A 19393-nucleotide genomic window follows, 5' to 3' on the forward strand; every position below is an offset into this window, starting at 1 on the left:
CCGTACATGATGAGGAGGCGCCATGTTCGCGCGTGAGGAAGACGTGCTCGAGGCGGCCGCCGGCTGGCGGCGCCAGGGGCGCGGCGTGGCGCTGGCCACGGTCGTGGAGACCTGGGGCTCGGCACCCCGTCCGGTGGGCAGTCACCTCGCCATCGACGAGGCCGGCAATTTCCTCGGTTCGGTATCCGGCGGCTGCGTCGAGGGCGCGGTCGTCGCGGAGGCCGCCCAGGTGATCGCCGACGGCGCGCCGCGCCTTCTGGAGTTCGGCGTCGCCGACGAGACCGCCTGGCAGGTCGGTCTTTCCTGTGGCGGGCGCATCGCCGTCTATGTCGAGAAGGTCGCCTGATGGAGCTTGCCGTTCTTGAGGCTCTCAATGCGGAGCGGGCGGCGCGGCGTGCCAGCATTCTGGTCACCGAGCTCACCAGCGGCCGGCAGCGGCTGGTCACGCCTTCCGGCATCGCGGGCGATCCGCTCGCGGAAGTGCTGGGCGAGGCGCTGCGCAGCGGCCGCAGCCGGCTGGTCGAGGCCGGAAACCAACGCCTCTTCCTGACCGTTCAGGTACCGTCGCCGCGCCTCGTCATCACCGGAGCGGTGCATATCTCGCAGGCGCTGGCGCCGATGGCGTCCATGGCGGGGCTCGACGTCACCGTCATCGACCCCCGCACCGCCTTCGCCACATCCGAGCGTTTTCCCGGCGTCGATCTCAGGGCGGAATGGCCGGACGTCGTGCTGCCGCGCATCGGCCTCGATCCGTTCACCGCCGTGGCCGCGTTGACGCACGATCCCAAGATCGACGATCCCGCGCTGACCGAGGCGCTGGCGGCCGGGTGCTTCTATGTGGGGGCCCTCGGCTCACGCAAGACACATGGCGCCCGGCTGGAGCGGTTGGCGGCGCGTGGCGTTTCGCGCGAGGCGCTGGCGACGATCCATGCCCCCATCGGGCTCGACATCGGCGCCGCGAGCCCGGCGGAGATCGCGGTCTCCGTCCTTGCCGAGATCATCGGCGAACTGCGCCGTCGGCCAGCCATGCGGGGACAGGCTGCGTGAAGTTCGGCCGGGTTCCGCTCGATGAGGCGCTTGGGGCTCTGGCGGTGCACTCGCTGCGCCTGCCGGACCTCGAACTGCGAAAGGGCACTGTCCTCGACGCCGCGCTCATCGCCCGGCTGCGCGCGGCCGGCGTCGAGGAGATCACGGCCGCCCGGCTGGAGCCGGGAGATGTCGCCGAAGATAAGGCCGCCGCCGGCATCGCGGCCGCCGTCTCCGGCAGCAATGTCCGCGCCGACGCCGCCTTTACCGGCCGCGTGAACCTGCGGGCGGCGGTGCCGGGCGTGATGACGGTCGAGCGAGCCGGCATCGATGCCCTCAACCGCATCGACGAGGCGGTGACGTTGGCGACGCTGCCGGCCTTCGCGGCGGTCGACGCTGGGCAGATGGTGGCGACGGTGAAGGTCATTCCCTTCGCCGTGCCGGGCTCCACGATGGACGCGCTGGCGCGCGCCGCCGCACCGCTGATCTCGGTCGCGCCGTATAGGCTTACGCGCGTCGCGGTCGTCTCGACCCTGCTGCCGGGGCTGACGGAAAAGGTCATCGCCAAGACGCTGCGCGTCACCGCCGCCCGGTTGGCGGCCGCGGGCGCCTCCATCATCTTCGAGCAGCGCGTGCGGCATGATGAACACGAGGTTGCGGTCGCTTTGTCTCAGGCCGCCGGGCAGGGCGCGGAGATCGCCCTCGTCTTCGGCGCCTCCGCCATCGCCGACCGGCGTGATGTGATTCCGGCCGGCATCGAGGCGGCCGGCGGGCGGATCGACCATTTCGGTATGCCCGTCGATCCCGGCAACCTTCTGCTGGTCGGGCGCGTTGGGGCGATGCCGGTGCTCGGCGCGCCGGGTTGCGCGCGCAGCCCGAAGGAGAACGGTTTCGACTGGGTGCTCCGGCGCCTGCTGGCTGGCCTGGAGGTGTCGCGCGACGACATCATGATGATGGGCGTCGGAGGATTGCTGATGGAGATTCCCACCCGTCCGCAGCCGCGCGAGAGCGCTGCGTCCGTGACCGGTCGCGCCGCCGCCATCGTCCTCGCCGCCGGGCGCGGCACGCGCATGCCGCACGCCCACAAGCTCTCTGCGCCGCTGTACGGCGAGCCGCTGGTGCGCCGGGCGGTGACGGCGGCGCTGGCCTCGAAGGCTCGGCCGGTCGTGGTGGTCACCGGCCATGAGGCGGAGAGGGTGCGCACGGCGCTGGCCGGGCTCGATGTCGTCTTCGTCGACAATCCCGCCTTCGCCGACGGGCTGTCGACATCGCTGCGGGCCGGCCTCGCCGCCCTGCCGGAGGAGGTCGACCGCGCGGTGGTGATGCTCGGCGACATGCCGAAGGTGGATCCGGCGCTCGTCGACCGCCTCGCCGGGGCGATCGATCCGCAGGAGGGGCGCCTCATCGCGGTTCCGGTGGCGGATGGGCGACGGGGCAACCCGGTCGCCTGGGCGCGCCGCCTGTTCCCGGCCCTGATGGCGCTGGAGGGCGATGTCGGCGCCCGCCACGTCATCGCCGAGAACGCCGATCTGGTGGTCGATGTGCCGGCGGAAGGCGATGGCGTCTTTCTCGACATCGACACGCGCGACGAGCTTGAGGCGCTGGAGATCCACGAGATCGCCGAAAATGCCGACGTCGATGCCCGCGCCGCGCTGGAGGGGATGAAGGCGGAAGACGCCTGAGACCTTTCCGATGGCGGAGCGCACCTGTTTCCTAGAACGGCATGTAGACGGACAGAGTCCCGTACATGCCGTCGTCGCTGTCGCTGCTCCACCGCCATCCCCCGGCGGCGCGCAGCTCGCGGCCGGAGAACGGGACGGCGAGGAAGGCGCCGACGCGGACGCTCTCGTCCAGCCAGTCGGTGGTCGCGCCGGTCTCGACGCCGATATCCAGCCATTCCATTGCCCGCCAGCCGGCAGTCGCGCGGCCGGAGACGGTCTCGTCGGCGGTGGAGCCGCCGAGCGCGGCCGTCAGGGTCCAGCGCTCGTCCAGCCGGTAGAACCATTCGGCCACGAATTTCGCGCCGACCTGGGTGCCCTGGTCGCGGTTGCCGGGGTCGGGTTTGTCGAGCTGGTTGTCGACGACGTTCACGCCGCCATAGAGGGCGAGAGCATGGGCCCCGCGAAGGAACTGCCAGCCGACGAGCAGTTCGGCCTCCAGCTTGTTGCCGATGTTCCAGCCGCCCGCCACGGCCTGTGTGCGGTAGCGATAGCGCCCGCCGCCGGTCTGGGTGCGCAGGCGCAGCCCTTCCTTGTCCATCGGCGCGAAGGGTGCCCACGCCATGCCGCCCCAGCCATAGGCATTGTCGCGGGCGACATCCATGCCGGAGTAGAAGTACAGCCGGTCTTCGAGCGACGGCTCGGCCGGCTCGTCGGCGTCTGCGCCCGAACCGAGGCAGGTGACGACGGCCGTCGCGGCCAGAAGGCGCACGCGGATAGGCACTGGCGAAGGAAACATCGCCGCGCTCGCGAAGGTGTGGATCGGTCAGGTTGTAACGACCTATGCGAGCACTGCACCGAAATACCTTCAATCAATCTCTGATTGCTGGTCTCGTATTGTGCTCGCGTCGGTATGGCGCGTTTTGTCGCAGGTGCGCTCGGCTGTGCGGCTCAGACCGGCGGGGCCGCCAGATGTTCCACCTTCACGTCCACCCGCTCGCAGATCAGGTCGGCGATCATCTGGCGGTGGCAGTGCTCGGGATGCCGTTCGAAGCAGAGCAGGCAGACCTTCCTGCCGGCCTTCACCAGTTCGGTCAGCTCGTCGAGCTGTTCCTGCGCGGTCGGGGTCGCGAGGTGGGCATCGTAGATGCGGCGCAACTCGTCGTAATGCCCGCTTCGCGCGGCCTGGCGGCCTTCGGCCGGCGTGCCGAGGCCGCGCAGGTGCAGATAGCCGATGTCCCGGCTCGCCACGCCGGCCGCCAGCAGGCTCTTCGAAAAGCCGGCACGGCGCGAGGCCGCGACCGCACGCACATCCACCAGCAGCTCGACGCCGGCCGCGCTCAGCGTGTCGAGGACGGCGGAGGACGAGACCTGTTCGTAGCCGATGGTGAAAAGGGGAGGACGGGTGGCCATGGCGGGAACATGAACCCGCCGCGTGCCCTTGTCGAGCGGCGCCGAATCTGTGGACTTCTCCATGTCAGGGCTCGCATGCGCGCCCTGCGTGCTAGGACCACACCTTCAGGCGGCGCCCATGGGGACGGTCGATCAGGGACACGTCATCGCAGATGAAGATCGGTATCGAGCTCGGGAGCAGCAACGCGGGCCAGCCGGTGCGGCTCGATCTGGAAGAGCTCCTGTCCACGCGCCTTCTGGTGCAGGGCAATTCCGGCTCCGGCAAGTCGCATCTCCTGCGCCGGCTGCTGGAGCAGAGTGCTGGCCATGTGCAGCAGGCGATCATCGACCCGGAAGGCGATTTCGTCGGGCTGGCCGAGCGTTTCGGCCATGTCGTGATCGACGCCGAGCGCACGGCCGGCGAGATCCAGCGCATCGCCAGCCGCATCCGGCGCCATCGCGCCTCGGTGGTGTTCAACCTCGAAGGGCTCGATGCGGACGCGCAGATGCGCTCGGCCGCCGCCTTCCTGAACGGCCTGTTCGACGCCGAGCGCGAATATTGGTTCCCCATGCTGGTCATCGTCGACGAGGCGCAGCTCTTCGCGCCGTCCGGTGCCGGCGAGATTTCCGACGAGGCGCGGCGCGTCTCCCTGTCGGCCATGACCAATCTCATGTGCCGCGGCCGCAAGCGCGGCCTTGCCGGCGTCATCGCCACGCAGCGTCTGGCGAAGCTCGCCAAGAACGTCGCGGCGGAGGCGTCCAACTTTCTCATGGGCCGCACCTTCCTCGACATCGATATGGCGCGCGCCGCCGATCTGCTCGGCATGGAGAAGCGGCAGGCGGAGAGCTTCCGCGACCTCAACACCGGTTCCTTCGTGGCGCTGGGCCCGGCGCTGTCGCGTCGGCCGCTGCCGGTGAAGATCGGCGTGGTGGAGACCGCCAGCCGCAACGGCCGGCCGGAGCTGATGCCGCCGCCCGAGCTCGGCATCGCTGAGCTGCAGGACCTCATCTTCGACGACATCGGCAATGAGCCGCTGCCCGCCCCGCCGCTCCGCGCCGAGCCGCGCCCGACCGAGGCCATCATCGAGACGCTGGAGGACGCCCCGCCGCCCGAGCCGGTTCCGGTCGATCCCGAGGCGGCGGCCGCCTTCGATGCGGAGCGCGAGGCGCTGATCGAGGAGATCGTGCGCCAGTTCGTGGCCGATCCGGACGCTCCGTTCCGCTCGGCCGCTTCGCTCTACCCGGATTTCCTCGTGCACTGCCGGGTGCGTCGGGTCGGCTCCAAGGTGCCGGATCTCGCCGAGTTCACCCGTCGCCTTGCCATCGCCCGCGCCGGCCTCGATGCGCGGACGGAGGATGAGGGCTGGCAGCGCGCCGTCGAGCAGGCGTCAGGCCTGCCGGAGGAAATGCAGGGCGTGTTCCTGCTCCTCGCCCGCGCGGGCATGGACGGGGCGCCGTCGCCCGCCGACGAGGCGCTGGCACGGGCCTATGGCAGCCGGTCGCCCTCGCGCGGGCGCTGGCTGCTGACCTATATGGAGGAGCGCGGCCACCTCGTCTGCGAGGCCGATTTCCGCGGGCGCCGCGTGGTGCGCTTCCCCTCGCTGGGCTGGAAGACAGCACCGGGCGATCCCAGGGCGCTGTCGGCTTAACCTGTCTGGCCCTGGCGTAGCGCATGTGAAAACGGGCCCGTCGCCGGGCCCGTTTCCTTTCCTGCGCCCTTAGCGCGCGTCGTCAACCGCCGTACAGATAGTTCGGCAGCCAGAGCGCGAAGTCCGGCACCGTGTAGAGCAGCACCATCGCCAGAACGACGATGAAGATGAAGGGCATCACGCCGGAGAAAATCTCGTCGATGGAGACATGCTTCGGTGCCACGCCTTTCAAGTAGAAAGGTGCCATCGCCACGGGTGGCGACAGGAACGAGGTCTGCAGGTTCAGCGCTACCAGCACCCCGAAGAAGATCGGGTCGATGCCGAAATGGTCGAGCAGCGGCAGGAAGATGGGCAGGAAGATCACGATGATCTCCGTCCATTCCAGCGGCCAGCCCAGCACGAAGATGATCACCTGGGTGAGGATCAGGAAGCCGATCGGCCCCAGATTCAGCCCCATGATGAACTCTTCGACCACGCGCTGGCCGCCGAGCAGGGCGAAGACGGCGGAGAACACCGCCGAGCCCACGAACAGCCAGCACACCATCGCCGAGGCGCGCGCGGTGAGGAACACCGAGTCCTTCAGCTTTTCGAGGCTGAAGGTGCGGTAGGCCAGCGCCAGGATGATGGCGCCGAAGGCGCCGATGGCGGCCGCCTCCGAAGGCGTCGCGAGGCCGAAGATGATGCAGCCGAGCACCGCGACGATCAGCGCCACCAGAGGCAGGAACGAGGTCAGCAGCGCCCAGGCGATGGTCAGGGCCGGGACGTTGCGCTCCGCCGCCGGAAGCTTGGGCGCCAGCGCCGGGTTAATCATCACCCGGATGATCACGTACGCGATGTACATGCCCGCCAATGCGATGCCCGGGATGAAGGCGGCGGCATAGAGCTTCACCACCGAGACGCCGGCCGTGGCACCGTAGAGGATGAGCATCACGCTGGGGGGGATGAGGATGCCCAGGCAGCCGCCGGCGCAGACGACGCCCGAGGCGATACGCGTGTCGTAGCCGGCGCGCAGCATGGCCGGGAAGGCGAGCAGCCCCATCAGCGTGACCACCGCGCCGACGATGCCGGTCGCCGTGGCGAACAGGGCGCAGGTGATCAGCGTCGCGACGGCGAGCGAGCCGGGGATCCAGCCCGCGGCGAGCTGGATGGAGCGGAACAGCCGGTCGAGGATGTTCGCGCGCTCGATCACATATCCCATGAACAGGAACAGCGGGATCGAGATCAGCACGTCGTTGGCCATCACCGAATAGGTGCGCTGGACGAAAAGCTGGAAGATGCTGTCGCCTTGCGTGAAGTAGCCGAAGCCGACACCCAGAGCCATCAGCGTGAAGGCGATGGGGAAGCCGAGCATCAGGAAGATCAGGAACAGCACCAGCATCAGGATGCCGAGGGCGGGATCGGAGAGAAACATCACAGGGACCCTCGGGTGGTGGAGTCACGCTCGATCACGTTGAGCGCTTCTTCGGGATTGTCCTTGGTGGCCGCCTCCTCGAGGATGATCTTCTCCATCTCCTCGACGTCGTGCAGGCGCTGTGGCCAATCGCCGGTGCGGATGCAGATGAGGCAGCGCACGACCTCGACCACGCCTTGCAGCAGCAGCATCACGCCGGTGATCGGGATGAGCGCCTTGAAGGGCCAGATCACCGGTCCCTCGGGGCTGAAGGAGGAGTGCTCGTTGAGCAGATAGGAGAGGTAGAAGTAGTTCCACCCCGAATAGATCAGCGCCAGGATGCCCGGGAAAAAGAAGAGGAAATAAAGAACCAGATCGATCTTCGCCTGGGTGGCGGGCGCCCATTTCCGGTAGATGAAGTCACCCCGTACATGGCCGTTGCGCGACAGCGTGTAGGCGCCGGCCATCATGAACAGCCCGCCATACAGCATCAGGCTGACGTCGTAGGCCCAGGTGGTGGGGTCGTGCAGGACGTAGCGGCGGAACACCTCGTAGGTGATCGCCAGCATAAGAAGGACGATGCACCAGGCGAACAGCTTGCCGATGAAAGCGTTCAGCCGGTCAACGCCGAGAAGGATGGATTGCATGGGGTGGCCTCGTGGCGACGGCCTTCGACGGCTCTCGCAAGGGCCGTCTCCTGGCGCAGGCGCATGCCGGCAGGGCACCCTGCGACGCGGCGCGCGCGTCCTCCGATGCGAAGCCGATGATGACGCGATGAAAGCCCGAACGCCCCCCTCCGGGTTCGGAGAGGGGCGCGCCGCATGGCGGGTCAGGCCGTCTTGAAGAAGTGGTCGTAGGCGAACTTGGAGTCCGGCTCATATTCGAGCCGGAAGCCGACGATGCGCTTCGCCCAGTCCTTCTGGCTGTCGATGACCTTCTTGAAGACCGGGTCGGCCGAGAGGTTGGCGATTACGGCATCCCAGGCCTTGAGCTGAGTTTCGAGCACCGGCTTGGGGGTCGGCATCACCTTCACGCCGCGCGCCTTGATCGCTTCGAGGTCCTTCGAATAGCGGTCCTGCGCCTTCCACATCATGGTGGAGGAGGTGGCGTCGGCCGCGCCGCGCAGGATTTCCTGCACATCCTTCGGCAGGCCCTCGAACTTGGTCTTGTTGAACAGGATCTCGAAGCATTCGAGCGCCTGATGGTAGCTCTGGATCATGTAGACCTTGGCCACGTCCGGGAAGCCGAGCACGAGGTCGGAGGACGGGTTGTTGAACTCGGCGCCGTCCAGCAGGCCGCGGTCGATGGCGGGCACGATCTCGCCGCCGGGCACGATGGTCACGGCCGCGCCGATCTCCTTGAAGAGGTCCGCTCCGAGGCCGACGGTGCGGTACTTCATGCCCTTCATGTCGTCGGCGGTGGTGATTTCCTTCTTGAACCAGCCGAGCGGCTGGCTGGGCATCGGCCCTGTCAGCATGCCCACGACGTTGAGCTTCAGCGTGTTCTGGACGAGGTCGTCATAGAGCTCCTGGCCGCCGCCATAGCGGATCCAGCCGAGCAGCTCGTCGGCGTCCCAGCCGAAGGCCGGCGCGGTGCCGAACAGCGAGAACGCCTTGTTCTTGCCGTACCAATAGGCGGCGACGCCGTGGCCGCCGTCGAGGATGCCCGAGGATACCGCGTCGAGCATCTGGAAGGCGGGCACCACCGAGCCGGCCGGCAGAAGCTCGAGCTCGACGCGCCCGCCGGTCATGGAGTTGACGCGCTTCACATAGTCGCCGGCGAATTCGTGGAAGATGTCCTTGTTCGGCCAGGTCGACTGGAATTTCAGCTTGATGGGTGCCTGTGCGTGCACGGCCGGAGCGGCGACGACGGTCGCGCCGGCGGCGGCAGCAGCGGTGGCGATGAAGCGGCGTCGGCTGGTGCGGACGTCGTGACGCGCGTCCACACTCTTCCCTGACGTTTCGGTCATGGGCGGTTCCTCCTATGGCGTTTCCTCTGCGGGTCATGCCCGCCGGGCGGCGATTGATCGCCTTGTCCCGATGACGCAAGGAGACGATGCCGAAACGTCAAGCGCAAGCCCAAATTCGCGCCTTTACGGCAAAATGCATCCTACCAAAGTCGAAAGGAATGACACATCTGCGGCACGCGCCGGTGATTTTGTCATCCGCCTGTCATTCAGGCGGATTTGAACGGCGTCGATGCGGGCCTCCGCCCGTTGCCCAGAGAGGGATCTTCCATGCGTGCGACTCTTCTTGCCGGCGTGTCGGCGGCGGTCTTCGGTCTTGCTGTCTCCACGGCCTCGGCCGAGGCCCCTGACGCGGCCTTCAACCGCATCTCGACTTTCAACGTGGTGGCGAACCTGCCCGCCGGCGCCGACCCGGCCAAGTCGACCGCCGCTGAGATCATCACCTTCACCGAGGACGGCCGGACGCTGATCTACAGCGACAGCCCCGGCAAGCGCATCGGCTTCATCGACATCACCGATCCGGCGATGCCGAAGCCGGCGGGCGTCGTCGCCCTCGACGGCGAGCCGACCACCACCGTGGTGATCGGCAGCAAGGCCTATGTCGGGGTGAATACCTCGGAATCGAAAGCCAATCCTTCTGGCCATCTCGCCGTGGTCGACATCGCCTCCCGCAAGGTCGAGGACAAGATCGATCTGGGCGGCCAGCCCGATTCCGTGACCAAGAGCCCGGACGGCAGCTATCTCGCCATCGCTATCGAGAACGAGCGCGACGAGGAAGTGAACGACGGCGCCATTCCGCAGTCTCCGCCGGGTAACCTGACCTATTTCGAGGTGAAGAACGGCCGCGTCGTCGACGAGTCCAAGAAGGTGGTGGACCTGACCGGCCTCGCTGCCGTCGCGCCGGAGGATCCGGAGCCGGAATATGTCGACATCAACGCCCGCAACGAGGTGGTCGTTACGCTTCAGGAGAACAACCACGTCGTGGTGGTCGATCTGCCGACCGGCAAGGTGACCTCGCATTTCTCCGCCGGCACCGTGGACCTCGACAAGATCGACACCAAGAAGGACAAGGTGATCGACCTGTCCGGCTCGCTGAAGGCGGTGCCCCGCGAGCCCGATACCGTGCAGTGGCTCGACGAGGACCGCTTCGTCATCGCCAATGAGGGCGACTGGAAGGGCGGCTCGCGCGGCTTCAGCATCTTCGACAAGACCGGCAAGCTGCTGTTCGAGAGCGGCGCGGCGCCCGAGCATCTCGCCGTCCGGCTCGGCCACTATCCCGACAAGCGCAACAAGAAGGGCATCGAGATGGAGGGCGCGGAAGTCGCGACCTTCGCCGGTGAGCGCCTGATCTTCGTCGCCTCGGAGCGCGGTTCGCTGGTCTTCGTCTATCGCGACAAGGGCGGTGCCGAGGCGCCGGAGTTCCTGCAGGTACTGCCGGGCGGCGTGGGACCTGAGGGCCTGATCGCCATTCCGGCCCGCGACCTGTTTGTCACCGCCTCGGAGACCGATCTGCGCGAGGATGGCGGCATCGGTTCGGTCGTCACCGTCTATCAGCGTCAACCCGGCGCGAAGCCGGCCTATCCGACGATCCTTTCCGCCGACGGGGCGGACGGGCTGCCGATCTGGTGGTCGGCCCTGTCGGGCTTCGCCGCCGATCCGAAGACGCCGGGCAAGCTCTACGCCGTCACCGACAGCGCTTATGCCCAGGCGCGCATCCTGACCGTCGACGCCACGGCGCTGCCGGCGAAGATCGTCGCCGCGACCGTGCTCACCAAGGGTGGCGAGCCGGCCAAGGACCTCGATCTCGAAGGGATTGCCGTGCGTCCGGAAGGCGGCTTCTGGGTGGTGTCGGAAGGCAACCCCGAGAAGAAGGAGAAGCCCACGCAGAACCTGCTGCTGCGTGTCGACGCCGACGGGACGGTCGCGGAGGAGATTACTCTCCCGGAAGCGCTGGCCGGGCAGGCGACCCGCTTCGGCTTCGAGGGCGTGGCGGTGACCGGTTCGGGCGCCGACGAGACCGTATGGATCGCCGTCCAGCGCGAGTGGAAGGACGATCCCAAGGGCTTCGTGAAGCTTCTCGCCTACAAGCCGGCGGCGAAGAGCTGGAGCTACGTGCGCTACCCGCTCGACACAGTTGCCAAGGGCTGGGTCGGCCTGTCCGAGCTCACGCCCTACAAGGACGGCTTCATTGCTATCGAGCGCGACAACCAGATCGGAGTGGACGCGAAGATCAAGAAGTTGACTTTCGTCTCGCTGAAGGGCGTGACGCCGGCGCCGCTGGGCAGCGAGGCGCAGCCGCCGGTCCTTTCCAAGAGCAAGGTGAAGGACCTGCTGCCGCTGCTTCAGGCGCCGAAGGGCTATGTGCTCGACAAGGTGGAGAGCTTCGCCATCGACGCCGCCGGCAACGCCTTCATCGTCACCGACAATGACGGTGTGGACGGCTCCTCCGGCGAGACGCAGTTCATCCCGCTCGGCAAGCTGGACTGAGTAGCGCAACAAGTGAAGCGGGCGTTTCAGGGCGCTCGCTTACGCTTTGAAATTACTAGGTTTTCAATCGAGTACGGCGGCTTTGAGCAGGCATACCATGGTAGCATGTGCGTGCTCGCTACCGAGGTTGCGGATGATGTGGCGGCGGTCGCAGCGGTAGCGTAGCGTCTCGCCCGCCCGCGCGGTCTCGATGATGTCGCCGCACTCCACCTGGAGCTCGCCGGAGAGCACCGACAGGCACTCCACCGAGCCGCGCTGGTGGCCGTCGGAGACCAGCTCGCCGCCCGGTTCGGCAACGAAATCAAACCATTGCAGCCATTCGACCGTCTTGATCCAGCCGGTGATGGTGAGGCGGCACTTGCCGTCCTCGGAGACCAGGATCGGCGTGTCGCCACGGGTCAGGTGCTCGACGAAGGGCTCGTCGTCCGTCGCCGCCATGAAGCGATCGATCGATACATCAAGGGCTTGCGAGAGACGCCAGACGGTTGCGAGCGTCGGGTTGGTCTCGTTGCGCTCGATCTGGCTGATGATCGACTTGGCGACGCCGGACTGCTCGGAAAGCTCGGAAAGCGAGAGATTGTAGGCCTTGCGCAGGCGCTGGATGGTGCGGCCGAGCTGGCCCGTGATGGCCTGTGCCCCGGCATCCATGCCGCCTCGATCAAGACTGCGCGTGCGGCCCGACATGCCCGCTCCTGGTTTGCGTTATGGGACATACATTTAGGTCGCCCCGGCAAGGCGGTGCAAGCGTGGTGCGGCGAGTAGCGGAATCCGTAGCGCAACAGTGCCGAAATCGGGTGCGTGCTACCTGCTACCGGATTAAGCTCGTCGCATGATGCAGAGCAACGCACTCCCCACCATCGACGACGTGGCCTCCGCCGCCGAGCGCCTTTCCGGCGTGGCGGTGCGCACGCCGCTGATCTCCTCGCCGCGCCTCGACGAGATGGTCGGGGGCCGCGTGTTCCTCAAGCCCGAGCCGCTGCAGCGCACCGGCTCGTTCAAGTTCCGCGGCGCCTATAACCGCATTTCCCGCATCCCCGAGGACCAGCGCGCCGGCGGCGTGGTGGCCTGCTCGTCCGGCAACCACGCGCAGGGCGTGGCGGCCGCCGCGACGCTGATGGGCATGCCTTCGGTCATCGTGATGCCGAAGGATGCGCCGGCGATGAAGCGGGCGCGCACCATCGCCTTCGGCGGCGAGGTGGTGGAGTACGACCGCGAGCATGACGACCGCGACGCCATCGCCGGCGAGATCGCGCGCGAGCGCGGCGCGGTGTTCGTGCCGCCCTATGACGATTTCCACATCATCGCCGGGCAGGGCACGGTGGGGCTGGAGATCGCGGAAGACCTCGCCGCGCGCGGCCTCGTGCCGGACGTCGTGGTGGCCAACGCCTCGGGCGGCGGCCTGATCTCGGGCATCGCGCTGGCGGTGAAGCATCACTTTCCCGAGGCGCGGGTGATGACCGCCGAGCCGGCCGGCTTCGACGATCATGCGCGCTCCTTCCGCTCCGGCGGGCGCGAGCGCAACAACCGGGTCACGGGCTCGATCTGCGACGCGCTGCTGGCGGCGACGCCGGGCAAGCTGACCTTCGAGATTTCCTCGCGCATCGTCGGTGAGGGCGTGTCCGCCACCGACGAGGAAGTGGCGCGGGCGGTGGCCTTCGCTTTCGAGGAACTGAAGATCGTGGTGGAGCCCGGTGGGGCGGTGGCGCTGGCCGCCGTGCTGGCCGGCAAGCTGGACCTGAAGGGCAAGGTCGCCGCCATCGTGCTGTCCGGCGGCAATGTCGACGGCGCTCTCTTCGCCCGCTGCCTCGCCGCGGCCTGAAAGCGGGCCTGAGGACGGGAGCTCAGCTCACCGCGGCCTGCTGCCGGGCGGCGTTCGCGCGGGCGTGGGCGGTCTCGATATTGCCCAGGAACTGCTCGGTGCAGGCCCGCCAGGTGAAGCGCAGCGCATAGGCGCGCGCGGCGGCGCGGTCGAGTTCGAGCGCGCCGAGGGCCGACTGCCGCAGATCGTCCGTGAGGATGCCGACCGGCGTGTCCGAAGCGGCCTCGCCGATCACGTCGCGCGGGCCGGTGACGGGGAAGGCCGCGACGGGCAGGCCGCTCGCCAGCGCTTCCAGCAGCACGATGCCGAAGGTGTCGGTGAGGCTCGGAAAGACGAAGACATCGGCCGCCGCGTAGATGCGGGCCAGCGCCTCGCCTTCCTTCAGCCCGAGGAAATGCACGTTGGGGTGCCGCGCCTGAAGCTCGGCGCGGGCCGGACCCTCGCCGACCACCACCTTGCTGCCGGGCAGGTCGAGATCGAGGAAGGCGGAGATGTTCTTCTCCACCGCCACCCGGCCCACCGAGAGGAAGATGGGGCGCGGCAGGTCGCGCACGAGGGCGTCGAGTTCCTCATAGGGGCGTGGGCGGAACAGCTCCGCATCGACGCCGCGCGACCAGCGCATGATGTTGCGGAAGCCGCGCCCGCGCAGTTCGGCCTCCAGCGTGGGGGTGGAGACCATCACCCCGGCGCCGGCATTGTGGAAGCGCCGCAGCCACGCATAGGACAGTGCCTCCGGCACCGGCGCGCGGGCCGAGAGATATTCCGGGAAGCGCGTGTGGTAGCTGGTGGTGAAGCTCTGCCCGCGCCCGAGGCAGACGCGCCGCGCCATCAGGCCGATGGGGCCTTCGGTGGCGATGTGCACGAAATCGGCGCCGATCTCGTCCATGCGGCGCGCCACGCGGCCGGGCGTGGCGAGGGCGAGGCGGATCTCGCGATAGGTCGGCATCGGCACGGTGCGGAAATCCAGCGGGGTGAGGAAGTCGATGCGCGCACCCAGCGTCGCGGCCTCGCGCGCCGTGTTCTGCAGCGAGCGGACGACCCCGTTCACCTGCGGGAGCCAGGCATCCGTCGCGATGAGAATGTGCATCAGGCAGCGACCTTCGGCCGTTCGAGCAGCAATGGCGCGTTCACCCGCGCCCGGGTGTGGCGGGCCCAATCGATCAGCTCGAAGCGGCCATCCTCGTGCTCGACGATCGCCGTGCAGCTTTCGACCCAGTCGCCGCAGTTAAGATACTGGACGCCGAAGCCGTCGTGAATGACGGCGTGATGGATGTGGCCGCAGATCACGCCGTCCACCTTGTGGCGGCGGGCCTCGGTCGCCACGGCTTCCTCGAAGCGGCCGATGAAGTTGACCGCGTTCTTCACCTTCAGCTTGGCCCACTGGCTCAGAGACCAATAGGGAAAGCCGAGCTTGCGCCGTATCCAATTGAGATAGGTGTTGATGCCGAGCGCGGCGGTGTAGGCGCCATCGCCGAGGAAGGCGAGCCATTTGGCGTGGCGGACCACGACGTCGAACACGTCGCCGTGGATGACGAGGTAGCGCTTGCCGTCGGCGGCTTCGTGGACCGCCGTGTCGACCACCTCGATGCCGCCGAAATGATTGCCGTAATAGTCGCGAAGGAATTCATCGTGGTTCCCCGGGAGGTAGACGATGCGCGCGCCCTTGCGGCCCTTTCGCAGCAGCTTCTGCACCACGTCGTTGTGGGCCTGCGGCCAGTACCAGCCGGAGCGCAGACGCCAGCCATCCACGATGTCGCCGACGAGGTAGATGCTGTCCGCGTCGTGGTAGCGCAGGAAATCCAGCAGCAGATCGGCCTGGCACCCCTTGGTGCCGAGATGGATGTCGGACAGGAAGAGGCTGCGGTACCGGCGCGCCTCGGGTGCGTCGTTCACCTCGGAAGCCATCTCGGTCATGCCCTCCAGCGGGCCCGGCGATGCGTTCATGAGCGGACATAAGCCCGACTCGCATCACGCTTTTATGACGGATGCTGCGCCGCAGCGCCGTTGAGTCCGCGAGGGCAGGAGGCTCACACGAAGAGCATCGCCACACTGGCGGCGACGAGCGCGGCCATCACGTAGTTGACGATGCGCTGCTGGCCGGGCGTCGCGAGCAGGCGGGCGAGCAGGGCGCCGAAGCCGGCCCACAGGCACAGGCTCGGGAAGGTGACGATGCCGGAGACGGCGGCGATCATCGCCACCTCGGCGAACAGGCGCTCCCCGCCCACGGTGGTGAAGGCCGGGACCATACTGAGCGCGAGGGTCCATGCCTTCGGGTTGACCCACTGGAACAGCGCCGATTGCAGCAGTGTCATCGGCTGCTCCATGGCGGTGCCGCCGCCGGGTCCGCCGGCATTGGCGATCTTCCAGGCGAGATAGAGCAGATAGAGCGAGCCGACGACCTTGAGCGTCTGGTGCATGTAGGGGATCGCCATGAACAGCGTTCCCAGCCCCATGCCGATGGCGACGATCATGACCGTGAAGCCGACGGTGACGCCCCAGATCTGCGGCAGGGTGCGCCGGAAGCCGAAGGCGGCGCCCGAGCCGGCCGAGATCATGTTGTTGGGGCCCGGCGTGAGCGCGCCCGCGAGGGCGAACAGGAACAGGGGCAGGAACGGGCTCGGCACGGGAGACTCCTCGGCCCGCCGGCGGCGCCGGCTCGGGCCGCGCAGAGCTAGAGCGCCGGTTCGCCGGGCGCAACCCGAAACGGCGCGGCCTCGCCGGCAAAAGAAAGACGCCGCCGGCAGGGAGCCGGCGGCGCGTGTCGTGGGCGGGCGCGCGATGCGCCGGGCGATGTCGTCAGTGGGCGACGAGCAGCGGCACCGGCGGCTCGGTGAGCAGGGAGGCGGTGACGCCGCCGAGCACCATCTCGGCAAGGCGGGAGCGGCTGTAGACGCCCATCACCAGCAGATCGGCCTTGAACTTCTGCGCCTCGTTGGCGATGGCGGTGCCGACCGGGCTCTCGACCGCGTGGCGGTGGCGGGCGTTCACGCCATGGGTGGCGAGATAGGCGGCGAGGCGGGCACCGGATTCGGCGACCGAGGCGTCGCCTTCCTCGATGGTGAGCACTTCCACCTCTTCGGCGGTGGCGAGCAGGGGCAGGGCGAAGCGCACCGCATGGCCGGCCTCGCGCGAGGGCTTCCAGGCCACGAGCACGCGCCCGATGCGGGCCGGCACCGGCTTGCCGGTCGGCACCACCGCCACCGGGCCGTTGCAGGCGAGGGCGAGGTGCTCGGGCAGGGTGGCCGCGAGCTGGTCGTCCACCGTGCCGTAGGGCGTCTCGCTGACCACGGTGACGTCGGCGAAGGTCACTTCATTGCGGAGCGCGGAGGTGACCTCGCCCTCGACCGTCTGCCAGGTGGTGGCCACGCCGGCCGCGGCGGCGGCCTGCTCGAAGTGGGCCTTGAGGCCGGCTTCCTTCTGCCTGGCCTCGTGCACCAGCTCATTGACGTAGATGGAGAGGGCACGGCCGACGCGCGGCACGCCGGCGGGATAGAGCGTGTAGATCGCCTTCAGCGCGGCGCCGGACTGGCGGGCCAGGGCGACGGCAAAGGCGAGGCGATCATCGAACCCCGAGTCGGGCGCGGCGTGCAGGAGGACGGTACGGATGGACATGGGCGCTTCTCTCCGATGGCGGGAAGTTCTTGGTTTTGACGTAAGGTCACAACGGCGGTGATGAGAATTCGGAAAACCACGATCCGCAAGAGGCATTAGGTATTTTCGATACCGTATCGCGGCGAGGACCGCCATGCCTTCGCGCGCGCACTTCACGACCTCGCGAACGCGACCTCCGGCCGATTGCGATTGTTTTGAGCACCAATAAGGTGGCGCCCGGGACGTGCTGCGTCGCAGCACGGCAGTGAGGGAGCATTCCATGGTTCGTCGCCTGACGGCTGCCACCGCAGTCGCCATGTTCGCCGTCGTCGCCGCCACCGCGGTGGTCGCGCAGTCCGATGTCGTCAAGCAGCGCCAGGCGGTGCTGAAGGAGTTCGGCACCCTGACCCGCCCGGTGGGCGGCATGCTGCGCGGAAGCGCCGCGTTCGACCTCGCGGCGGTGCAGGCCGCGCTCGACGCCTACATCAAGGGCGCCAAGGCGCTGCCGGGCCTCTTCCCCGAGGGCTCGGGCCCCGGCCCGGACACCGATGCGCTGGCGGCGGTGTGGAAGGACAAGGCCGATTTCGACGCCCGCTTCGCCAGGTTCGAGGCCGACGCCACCGCCGCGCGGGCGGCGATCACCGACGAGGCGAGCTTCAAGGCCAACATGCCCGGCGTGCTGCGCAGCTGCGGCGGCTGCCACGATGTCTATCGCCAGAAGAGCTGACGTGACCGCCTCCGCCGAATCGCCGGCGCGCGTGCTGGCGTGGGACCTGCCGACGCGGCTGGCCAAATGGCTGCTGGCCGCGCTGGTGGGGCTCGCCTTCGCCAGCAAGTATTACGGCGATATCGGGCTCGTCTGGCACCAGTGGAACGGGCTCGCCATCCTCGTGCTGGTGGTGTTCCGGCTGTTCTGGGGAATCGTCGGCGGCTCGACGGCACGCTTTGCCGGCTTCCTGCGCGGGCCGGGCGCGGTGGCCGCCTATGCGGCGAGCCTGCTACGCGGGCGCCCGCAGCATTTCCTCGGCCACAGTCCCGCCGGGGGATGGATGGTCGCGGCGCTGCTGGCGCTGGTGGCGGCGCAGGGGCTGACGGGGTTGTTCACCAGCGACGACATCGTGGTCTACGGGCCGATGACGGCGGTGGCGAGCGACGCCACCATCGCCAGCGCCTCGGCATGGCACCAGCGGCTCTACCCGTTCCTGCTGGCCCTGATCGGCCTGCACGTGGCGGTGAACCTCGCCTATTCGCTGTTCGGGCGGGACAATCTGATCGCCGCCATGATCACCGGCCGCAAGCCGGCCGGGAGCTTCGTCGACCGTGCGCCGGCGACGCCGGGGGCGATCGGCAGGGCGCTGGCGTGCCTCGCGGCGGCGATTGCCGTCGTGTTCGGCGGCATCGCGCTGGCGGGGGGCGATCCCTTCCCGTGAAATATAGGAGTCCGACCCGCTTGCGGGCGGGCCGGACTCGTGCTCCATGGCGCCACCATGCACGCGCTCAAGGGCATCGCGCTTCAGATCTGCGCGACGTTCCTTTTCACCATCATGTCGGCCCTTGTCCGCATCGTCTCGGATCGCGTTCCGACCGGCGAAGTGGTCTTCTCGCGCTCGTTCTTCGCCCTGTTCCCGCTGATGGCGCTGCTGGCGTGGCGCGGCGAGATCAGCGCGGCGATACGCACCGCCCATCCTCTCGGCCACATCGTGCGCGGCACCATCGGCGTCTGCGCCATGGGGCTCGGCTTCGCGGCGCTGGCGCGGCTTCCGCTCGCCGACGTGACGGCGATCGGCTTCACCGCGCCGCTTCTCACCGTGGTGCTGGCGGCGATCTTCCTGCGCGAGCGGGTGCAGATCTATCGCTGGGCGGCGGTGACGGTAGGCCTCGGCGGCGTGGTGGTGATGCTGTGGCCGCATATGTCGGGTGCGCTCGACAGCGTCGAGCAGGTGCTCGGGGCGACCTTCGCGCTGGTCGCCGCCGGCTGCACGGCAGGTGCGATGATCCAGGTGCGCCGGCTGACGCGGACCGAGACCACGCCCGCCATCGTGTTCTATTTCCAGGCGCTGGCGGCGGTGGCGGGGCTGGCCACGGCCGGATGGGGCTGGGTGGTGCCAAGCGTGAGCGAGGCCGTGCTGCTGGTGACCATCGGCGTGCTCGGCGGCATCGGCCAGATCCTGCTCACCGAGAGCTACCGCTACGCGCCGGCTTCGGTCGTCGCGCCCTTCGCCTATTCGGCCATGCTGTGGTCGCTGCTGCTCGGCTTCATCCTGTTCGCCGAGATTCCGCCGCTGCTCGTGGTTATCGGCGCGGCCATCGTGATCGGCGCCGGCCTCTTCGTCATCTGGCGCGAACGCCAGCTCGGCATCGAGCGGCGCCGGGAGGAAGAGGCCGCGACGCCGCCTTCGGGGCCGGCGGCCTGAC

General features: G+C 68.4%; 19 protein-coding genes. 9 read left to right on the plus strand and 10 right to left on the minus strand.

What is annotated here, in order from left to right; translation table 11 throughout:
- The first annotated feature begins 22 nt into the window (after positions 1–22).
- The 3 genes from FO470_RS09670 to FO470_RS09680 are packed head-to-tail and all read left to right on the plus strand — an operon-like array spanning position 23 to position 2708.
- The gene (locus FO470_RS09670; protein ID WP_144342706.1) at positions 23–346 is read left to right on the plus strand and encodes an XdhC family protein; all 324 of its coding nucleotides are present in this window, start codon (positions 23–25) and stop codon (positions 344–346) included.
- A complete protein-coding gene (locus tag FO470_RS09675; RefSeq protein WP_144342707.1) occupies positions 346–1047 on the plus strand; it encodes an XdhC family protein in 702 nt (233 codons plus the stop codon). The genes FO470_RS09670 and FO470_RS09675 overlap by 1 nt, the downstream gene beginning before the upstream one ends.
- The gene (locus tag FO470_RS09680) at positions 1044–2708 is read left to right on the plus strand and encodes an NTP transferase domain-containing protein (RefSeq protein ID WP_144342708.1); all 1665 of its coding nucleotides are present in this window, start codon (positions 1044–1046) and stop codon (positions 2706–2708) included. Before FO470_RS09675 ends, FO470_RS09680 begins: the two co-directional genes overlap by 4 nt.
- A gap of 31 nt (positions 2709–2739) precedes the next feature.
- Here the strand turns inward: FO470_RS09680 and bcsS are convergent, their stop codons facing one another.
- Positions 2740–3483 carry a cellulose biosynthesis protein BcsS gene (gene bcsS, locus FO470_RS09685; protein ID WP_144342709.1) on the minus strand — a complete coding sequence of 248 codons (744 nt, stop codon included), beginning with the start codon at positions 3481–3483 and terminating at the stop codon, positions 2740–2742.
- A 152-nt stretch (positions 3484–3635) separates the two neighbouring features.
- Positions 3636–4097 carry a DUF488 domain-containing protein gene (locus tag FO470_RS09690; RefSeq protein ID WP_144342846.1) on the minus strand — a complete coding sequence of 154 codons (462 nt, stop codon included), beginning with the start codon at positions 4095–4097 and terminating at the stop codon, positions 3636–3638.
- Between the two features lie 152 nt (positions 4098–4249).
- Between FO470_RS09690 and FO470_RS09695 the strand changes: the two genes are divergently transcribed.
- Positions 4250–5725, plus strand: a complete 1476-nt coding sequence (locus FO470_RS09695) for an ATP-binding protein (RefSeq protein WP_144342710.1) — start codon at positions 4250–4252, stop codon at positions 5723–5725.
- Between the two features lie 82 nt (positions 5726–5807).
- On the opposite strand, the gene FO470_RS09700 is transcribed toward FO470_RS09695, so the two are convergent.
- From FO470_RS09700 to FO470_RS09710, 3 genes are all read right to left on the minus strand, one after another.
- A complete protein-coding gene (locus FO470_RS09700; RefSeq protein ID WP_144342847.1) occupies positions 5808–7136 on the minus strand; it encodes a TRAP transporter large permease in 1329 nt (442 codons plus the stop codon).
- The gene (locus tag FO470_RS09705) at positions 7136–7762 is read right to left on the minus strand and encodes a TRAP transporter small permease subunit (RefSeq protein ID WP_144342711.1); all 627 of its coding nucleotides are present in this window, start codon (positions 7760–7762) and stop codon (positions 7136–7138) included. The genes FO470_RS09700 and FO470_RS09705 overlap by 1 nt, the downstream gene beginning before the upstream one ends.
- A gap of 182 nt (positions 7763–7944) precedes the next feature.
- Complete coding sequence (locus FO470_RS09710; RefSeq protein ID WP_144342712.1) at positions 7945–9084, minus strand: TRAP transporter substrate-binding protein; 1140 nt, start codon at positions 9082–9084, stop codon at positions 7945–7947.
- A 267-nt stretch (positions 9085–9351) separates the two neighbouring features.
- Between FO470_RS09710 and FO470_RS09715 the strand changes: the two genes are divergently transcribed.
- Complete coding sequence (locus FO470_RS09715; RefSeq protein ID WP_144342713.1) at positions 9352–11568, plus strand: esterase-like activity of phytase family protein; 2217 nt, start codon at positions 9352–9354, stop codon at positions 11566–11568.
- A 63-nt stretch (positions 11569–11631) separates the two neighbouring features.
- Here FO470_RS09715 and FO470_RS09720 read toward each other — a convergent pair whose 3' ends face one another.
- Positions 11632–12252, minus strand: a complete 621-nt coding sequence (locus tag FO470_RS09720) for a helix-turn-helix domain-containing protein (RefSeq protein ID WP_144342714.1) — start codon at positions 12250–12252, stop codon at positions 11632–11634.
- A 145-nt stretch (positions 12253–12397) separates the two neighbouring features.
- Between FO470_RS09720 and FO470_RS09725 the strand changes: the two genes are divergently transcribed.
- Positions 12398–13387 (plus strand): threonine ammonia-lyase, encoded by a 990-nt coding sequence (locus FO470_RS09725; protein ID WP_144342715.1) that lies wholly within the window; start codon positions 12398–12400, stop codon positions 13385–13387.
- 22 nt (positions 13388–13409) lie between these two features.
- Here FO470_RS09725 and FO470_RS09730 read toward each other — a convergent pair whose 3' ends face one another.
- The 4 genes from FO470_RS09730 to FO470_RS09745 form a co-directional block, all read right to left on the minus strand.
- Positions 13410–14474, minus strand: a complete 1065-nt coding sequence (locus tag FO470_RS09730; RefSeq protein ID WP_144342716.1) for a glycosyltransferase family 4 protein — start codon at positions 14472–14474, stop codon at positions 13410–13412.
- Entirely contained in the window at positions 14474–15292 is an 819-nt protein-coding gene (locus FO470_RS09735; protein WP_186291914.1) for a UDP-2,3-diacylglucosamine diphosphatase, read from the minus strand. The genes FO470_RS09730 and FO470_RS09735 overlap by 1 nt, the downstream gene beginning before the upstream one ends.
- A 122-nt stretch (positions 15293–15414) precedes the next feature.
- A complete protein-coding gene (locus FO470_RS09740) occupies positions 15415–16011 on the minus strand; it encodes a LysE family translocator (protein ID WP_144342718.1) in 597 nt (198 codons plus the stop codon).
- A 172-nt stretch (positions 16012–16183) separates the two neighbouring features.
- On the minus strand, positions 16184–16999 hold the full coding sequence (locus FO470_RS09745) for a universal stress protein (RefSeq protein WP_144342719.1): 816 nt from the start codon (positions 16997–16999) through the stop codon (positions 16184–16186).
- Positions 17000–17258: 259 nt separating this feature from the next.
- On the opposite strand from FO470_RS09745, the gene FO470_RS09750 reads away from it, so the two are divergent.
- From FO470_RS09750 to FO470_RS09760, 3 genes are read left to right on the plus strand one after another with little or no spacing between them, the layout of a single operon-like run.
- Positions 17259–17705 carry a cytochrome c gene (locus tag FO470_RS09750; protein WP_144342720.1) on the plus strand — a complete coding sequence of 149 codons (447 nt, stop codon included), beginning with the start codon at positions 17259–17261 and terminating at the stop codon, positions 17703–17705.
- 1 nt (position 17706) lies between these two features.
- On the plus strand, positions 17707–18408 hold the full coding sequence (locus FO470_RS09755) for a cytochrome b/b6 domain-containing protein (RefSeq protein WP_246659535.1): 702 nt from the start codon (positions 17707–17709) through the stop codon (positions 18406–18408).
- Between the two features lie 57 nt (positions 18409–18465).
- On the plus strand, positions 18466–19392 hold the full coding sequence (locus tag FO470_RS09760; RefSeq protein WP_144342722.1) for a DMT family transporter: 927 nt from the start codon (positions 18466–18468) through the stop codon (positions 19390–19392).
- Position 19393 lies beyond the last annotated feature (1 nt).

This window comes from Ancylobacter moscoviensis (assembly GCF_007559435.1).
In the GTDB taxonomy this organism is placed as follows: Bacteria; Pseudomonadota; Alphaproteobacteria; order Rhizobiales; family Xanthobacteraceae; genus Ancylobacter; species Ancylobacter moscoviensis.

Bases quoted from the DNA above. Each gene is read 5' to 3' on its own strand.
- FO470_RS09730 (WP_144342716.1), bottom strand. From the start codon at position 14,474: ATGCACATTCTCATCGCGACGGATGCCTGGCTCCCGCAGGTGAACGGG.
- FO470_RS09700 (WP_144342847.1), bottom strand. From the start codon at position 7,136: ATGTTTCTCTCCGATCCCGCCCTCGGCATCCTGATGCTGGTGCTGTTC.
- FO470_RS09715 (WP_144342713.1), top strand. From the start codon at position 9,352: ATGCGTGCGACTCTTCTTGCCGGCGTGTCGGCGGCGGTCTTCGGTCTT.
- FO470_RS09760 (WP_144342722.1), top strand. From the start codon at position 18,466: ATGCACGCGCTCAAGGGCATCGCGCTTCAGATCTGCGCGACGTTCCTT.
- FO470_RS09695 (WP_144342710.1), top strand. From the start codon at position 4,250: ATGAAGATCGGTATCGAGCTCGGGAGCAGCAACGCGGGCCAGCCGGTG.
- FO470_RS09735 (WP_186291914.1), bottom strand. From the start codon at position 15,292: ATGGCTTCCGAGGTGAACGACGCACCCGAGGCGCGCCGGTACCGCAGC.
- FO470_RS09720 (WP_144342714.1), bottom strand. From the start codon at position 12,252: ATGTCGGGCCGCACGCGCAGTCTTGATCGAGGCGGCATGGATGCCGGG.
- FO470_RS09725 (WP_144342715.1), top strand. From the start codon at position 12,398: ATGATGCAGAGCAACGCACTCCCCACCATCGACGACGTGGCCTCCGCC.
- FO470_RS09675 (WP_144342707.1), top strand. From the start codon at position 346: ATGGAGCTTGCCGTTCTTGAGGCTCTCAATGCGGAGCGGGCGGCGCGG.
- FO470_RS09705 (WP_144342711.1), bottom strand. From the start codon at position 7,762: ATGCAATCCATCCTTCTCGGCGTTGACCGGCTGAACGCTTTCATCGGC.
- FO470_RS09750 (WP_144342720.1), top strand. From the start codon at position 17,259: ATGGTTCGTCGCCTGACGGCTGCCACCGCAGTCGCCATGTTCGCCGTC.
- bcsS (WP_144342709.1), bottom strand. From the start codon at position 3,483: ATGTTTCCTTCGCCAGTGCCTATCCGCGTGCGCCTTCTGGCCGCGACG.
- FO470_RS09710 (WP_144342712.1), bottom strand. From the start codon at position 9,084: ATGACCGAAACGTCAGGGAAGAGTGTGGACGCGCGTCACGACGTCCGC.
- FO470_RS09690 (WP_144342846.1), bottom strand. From the start codon at position 4,097: ATGGCCACCCGTCCTCCCCTTTTCACCATCGGCTACGAACAGGTCTCG.
- FO470_RS09745 (WP_144342719.1), bottom strand. From the start codon at position 16,999: ATGTCCATCCGTACCGTCCTCCTGCACGCCGCGCCCGACTCGGGGTTC.
- FO470_RS09670 (WP_144342706.1), top strand. From the start codon at position 23: ATGTTCGCGCGTGAGGAAGACGTGCTCGAGGCGGCCGCCGGCTGGCGG.